Source organism: Ruminococcus sp. CAG:330, from assembly GCF_000437175.1.
GTDB lineage: Bacteria > Bacillota > Clostridia > Oscillospirales > Ruminococcaceae > Ruminococcus_C.
In genome coordinates, this window is record NZ_FR898028.1 from 1 (window position 1) to 4,238 (window position 4,238).

General features: G+C 55.9%; 6 protein-coding genes. All 6 read left to right on the top strand.

What is annotated here, in order from left to right:
- A partial coding sequence (locus tag QZL66_RS03635) for a hypothetical protein (RefSeq protein ID WP_293601823.1) occupies positions 1-199 on the top strand: 199 nt, incomplete at its 5' end.
- Positions 200-301: 102 nt separating this feature from the next.
- Complete coding sequence (locus tag QZL66_RS03640; RefSeq protein WP_022410397.1) at positions 302-538, top strand: hypothetical protein; 237 nt, start codon at positions 302-304, stop codon at positions 536-538.
- A gap of 1 nt (position 539) precedes the next feature.
- Positions 540-1,478 (top strand): hypothetical protein, encoded by a 939-nt coding sequence (locus QZL66_RS03645; RefSeq protein WP_022410398.1) that lies wholly within the window; start codon positions 540-542, stop codon positions 1,476-1,478.
- A gap of 14 nt (positions 1,479-1,492) precedes the next feature.
- Positions 1,493-2,578: a protein phosphatase 2C domain-containing protein gene (locus tag QZL66_RS03650; protein WP_022410399.1), complete on the top strand. Its 1,086-nt coding sequence runs from the start codon at positions 1,493-1,495 to the stop codon at positions 2,576-2,578.
- A gap of 13 nt (positions 2,579-2,591) precedes the next feature.
- Positions 2,592-3,701 (top strand): protein kinase domain-containing protein, encoded by a 1,110-nt coding sequence (locus QZL66_RS03655; protein ID WP_022410400.1) that lies wholly within the window; start codon positions 2,592-2,594, stop codon positions 3,699-3,701.
- Between the two features lie 196 nt (positions 3,702-3,897).
- Positions 3,898-4,238, top strand: a 341-nt coding sequence (locus tag QZL66_RS03660; protein ID WP_293601824.1) for a hypothetical protein, incomplete at its 3' end; no start/stop codon positions are given.

The following is a 4,238-nucleotide window of genomic DNA, read 5'->3' on the forward strand; positions in this document are numbered from 1 at the left end:
CCTCGCCAACTGCGCTCAGTTGGATCAGCCTGACGAATCAAACGACCTCGTTTCTTTTTGTTTCCGCACGATGCGCTTTGTAATTGTTCCTACTCTGATGTGTCCTGCGACGCACTTTTTTGAACCTCCCCATTTTCCCGCCGGTATTCTTTGGTACAATATACTTGTTCCCAATCGAGGGAACCATGCAGAGCCATGAAACATCGTTTCAGGCAAAACCGCAAGCGTCTGTTTCGCACGGAACACAGATGCGGAACAAACGCTCCGTCACGGCGCAAAGCCGGAAAGGAGAAAGTTACTTATGGTAACTGTTATTGTCATTCTCATCGTCCTGGCACTGATTGCAGCAATTGCATTCCTCGTGTCTGACAAGGTGAAAGATCTCTTTCACCTCGGCGGAAAAAACAGCAGCACTTCCTACGGAACACACCGGGAACCGAGCCGGATCCAGAAAAAAATTCTGACTGACGGCGGAAAAGACAGTGATTGCCGTGTTCCTCAGCCCAAGAAGCCCTCTCACGAAAGAAAGGAGTCTTAACATGAACGTTGAAAAAATCCTCAGATACGCCACCATTCTGTCCGACAGCAGTTCTGTCCCGCAGAAGTTCCCCTTCGCCGATGTGCCGGCGGAGCGCATTTTGGAGGCAAGCTCCAGCAAGCTGCAGCCGTTTCTGGAAACGGTATTCCAGATCCTCGCCAGCAGCCACTGCATCGTGGTCACAGAAAACCGCCCTGTGGCGGAATTTCTGCTGGCAATGAACCAGACACAGTCGGAGGCCGACCACAAAGTGGGCGTGTTCTGCGGCGGCAAGCTGGAGGCGAAGGCGATCTCCGAGAGCATTGCGCTGGCGGAGAATACCTTTGTCACCGCAGACGGCACCACCTATCTGCTGGACCAGTTCCTGTGCGAGCATATGTATGCAGCGGAGAACGGGCGCATTCTGTGCGTGGATACCACCAGCTGCTCCGTAACGGGCGAACCCCTCTACCGGAAGCTGGAACAGGACGGCGAGCCGTGCGGCACACTCCTGCCGGAAGCATTCCACGCCCAGAACCTGCTGGGCACACTGGCATCTGTCCAGCACAAGCTGACCACCGCACAGCAGGTACAGCTGACACTGCGCCTGCTGGACTGGAAGGCGCACGAATATTTCGACCCCGACCGGGTGCTGCTGTTCCACGGAACCGGCACGCCGGAGGTGACCTTTGCCGCTGCCAAGGGCGACACGGCCATCTCCAGCGATTTTATCATCCCATGGGCAGCTTTCACCGGCACCTCCCTGGATCACGTTCAGGATCCCGTGGAGGCCATCGCAGACGATGCCGGCAAAGTACCCTCCAGCCTGCTGGAGGACGCTGCCATCGTCTATCACAGCGTCCTGTATCCCAACACCAGCACAGGGCTGGAACACGTCGATTCCGCAATGCTGACCCGGCGCACACTGGAACGTCTGGCATGCATCTATCCGTGCGTTTGAAAGGAGCTTTTCTTATGAAATTGACACACAGCACATCTGCCGTAACCGGCAGCCATATTCCTACAATCCACGTAACCGCACAGTCCATGGCGGGACAGTATCACGCAGTCCGTTCGCAGGACAACGAGGACTCCATCATCAAATTCGAAAACGACAGCATCATGGTGGTGGCCGTCAGCGACGGCTGCTCCGAAAGCGCCGGAGCAAAGGCGGCTTCTCAGGCAAGCTGCGAAGCTTCCGTGAAGTTCGCCAAGACCAGAGATGTCTGGAGCACCGACGACAACACCCTGAAGTCGGCGTTCCTGAGCGTGATCGATGATGTATACATGGACACCAAGCTGCCCTATAACCTGCTGAAGGCAACCCTGCTCCTGCTGGTGGTGAGCAAGATCACCGGCGACTATGTGGGCATCTCCATCGGGGACTGCAGCGCTTTGGTTCTCGATGAGAACCTGAACAAGCCGGAGGTGCTGCTGAAGCCGTACAATCCATTCATGCAGGCCACGAGAACCGTATTTGCCAATAATAAAGATGCGGATGCGCTCATGGCCATTGTGCGTGGCAGAGTGCAGGACAAGGCGGGCTTTGTGCTGTTCACAGACGGCGCAAAGGCGCTGCTGGAGGATACCTACGAAGAGGAGGTCAAGAAGCTGGTGGGGCTCACCGCCATCAACGCCGGAGAAGCAGCACAGACCGAGGCGGACGTGCTCGTCAACACGTTCCAGCAGGGGGGACACGATGACGTATCCATCATCGCTGTAGGGCTGGAAAATCCCAACACCGTGCGCATTGCGTCCACGCTGTATCAGCCGAAGCAGGAGGAAGCGCCCGAAAGCGAGCCTGCGCCTGCACCCATCCCCATGGAGATAAAGACAGAGAAAACGGAGGAGATGCCCGCTCCGGACAAGCCGGAAAAACCCGCCATGCCCGCTGCGGAACCGGCACAGGAGTTCACCGCCGAGGAGCTGCTGAAAAACGGCATCATCCAGCGCCCCAGTGAGTTCTTCGTCCAGATCAGTCCGTTCCTGCAAAACAGTCTGATGACTTACAGCGCCGCAACCGGTGCGTTCCAGTTCTGCGACCTCAGCGGTCAGTCGTAAAGGAGGCGGAACCATGAGCAAGATCAGCTATGTCCAATATCTGCGGGAGGTGTACCCCGGCAAATCTGAGTACCAAAAAATGCTGCCCGTCGGTGACCCCGCCGGCGACAATTACGGCGACATCCATATCTCCGGCCGTGCCAGCATTAGCGGCTACCGCTGCCACGGTCTGCTGGGATTCGGGGGATTCGCCACGGTCTACGATGTCACCGAAAGACCGCACGGTCTGGAAGCGCTTATCTACCGGAGTCGCCCGCACTACGCCTGCAAGATCGCAGACCTTTCCCACGCAAGTATCAACGGGGGAAATCCGGTGACCGCAGCGGAAAACTTCCTGCGGGAGATCGAGCTTTACTATGCCATGAAGCGCAGCCGGGTGGCCGGCGTGCTGCCTCTGAAAGCGCACACCCCTATTCCTGAGATTCAGCGTGCCATTCGGGAGGCCCGCAAAAATCCCCGCCATACCACCAATATCAGACTCATGATGCTCACGCCGGTGGGGCTGTCCTATCAGACGTACCTGGCGAGTCTGGTGGAAAGCGGAAAGATTCGCCGGCTCACCGTACAGCAGGCGTGCGCCATGTTTCTCGATATTGCCGAGGCAATTCTCCAGCTCCACAAGAATGGAATCCTCCACCGGGATCTGAAGCCGGACAACATCTATCTCTATCCAGATCAGAACGCCCTGCGGGCATGCCTTGCGGACTTCAATGTCTCCCGGGCAGTACAGATTCAAAAGGGAATGCGGGGGCTCACCCAGATCTCCTACAGTGGAACGGCAGCCTATGCGTCGCCGTATCTGAAAACACACAACGTGGCAGATCTCCCACGGGAGATTGCCCTGCGGCTGGACACCTACTCCCTCGGCGTCATCTGCTACACCATCCTCAACAATCAAAAGCTCTCTGTCGACTTGAACGGCAGACTGAAAGAGCCGCAGTACAGCCCCAGCAGGGAGCTGTCGAAGCTGGTGATTGAGATGATGGAGCCGGATCCCCACAGGGCACTGTCCATGGAGGAAGTGGTGCGGACGCTGTACAAAATCCTCCTGTCAGCACCCCGTCCGGCAAAGCCCCGTCCGGCTGCTGTCCCGGCCGGTTATGATTTCAGAAGCAGACGGTAAAAAGAAAAAACAGAACCCAGACCACTCAGGGACACCATGCACGGTGTCCCTGTTTCTTTTGGGGTCAGCGCCTGTTCCGTTTTTTGAACCCTTTGTATTTCCCTGCACCTAACCGTGGTATAATAATAACAGAAACAATGGACTACCGGAAATCCGCCCCAAGCGGATTTCCCCGCCAAAAGAAAGGAACTTTTTTATGAAAAACATCACAAATCTGCAAAAGGACACCGGGTACACTCCTGCAACTCAGGAGACGGACAGCGAGCACGTGCTTTCCCCGCAGGATAAGCAATTGATCGAATTTCAATGCATTTATGATAGCATATTGCGGTGCATGCATTCCCCGCAGGATATGCAATTGATCGAACTCGCCAACGGCTTCTACCACTACAGACAGCAGGAAAATCTGGTAGAACAGACAGACAACAGCTATGCGGTTCCTATCGAGAAAATCCAGCGGATCGAATTCACCAGTTATGCTATGGAACACGCCACCAGCCAGGAAAAAGCCGTCATCAGTCTGGATCCGGCATTCTT

Coding starts and splice junctions, on each gene's coding strand:
- QZL66_RS03640 (WP_022410397.1), top strand. CDS start 302: ATGGTAACTGTTATTGTCATTCTCATCGTCCTGGCACTGATTGCAGCA.
- QZL66_RS03645 (WP_022410398.1), top strand. CDS start 540: ATGAACGTTGAAAAAATCCTCAGATACGCCACCATTCTGTCCGACAGC.
- QZL66_RS03650 (WP_022410399.1), top strand. CDS start 1,493: ATGAAATTGACACACAGCACATCTGCCGTAACCGGCAGCCATATTCCT.
- QZL66_RS03655 (WP_022410400.1), top strand. CDS start 2,592: ATGAGCAAGATCAGCTATGTCCAATATCTGCGGGAGGTGTACCCCGGC.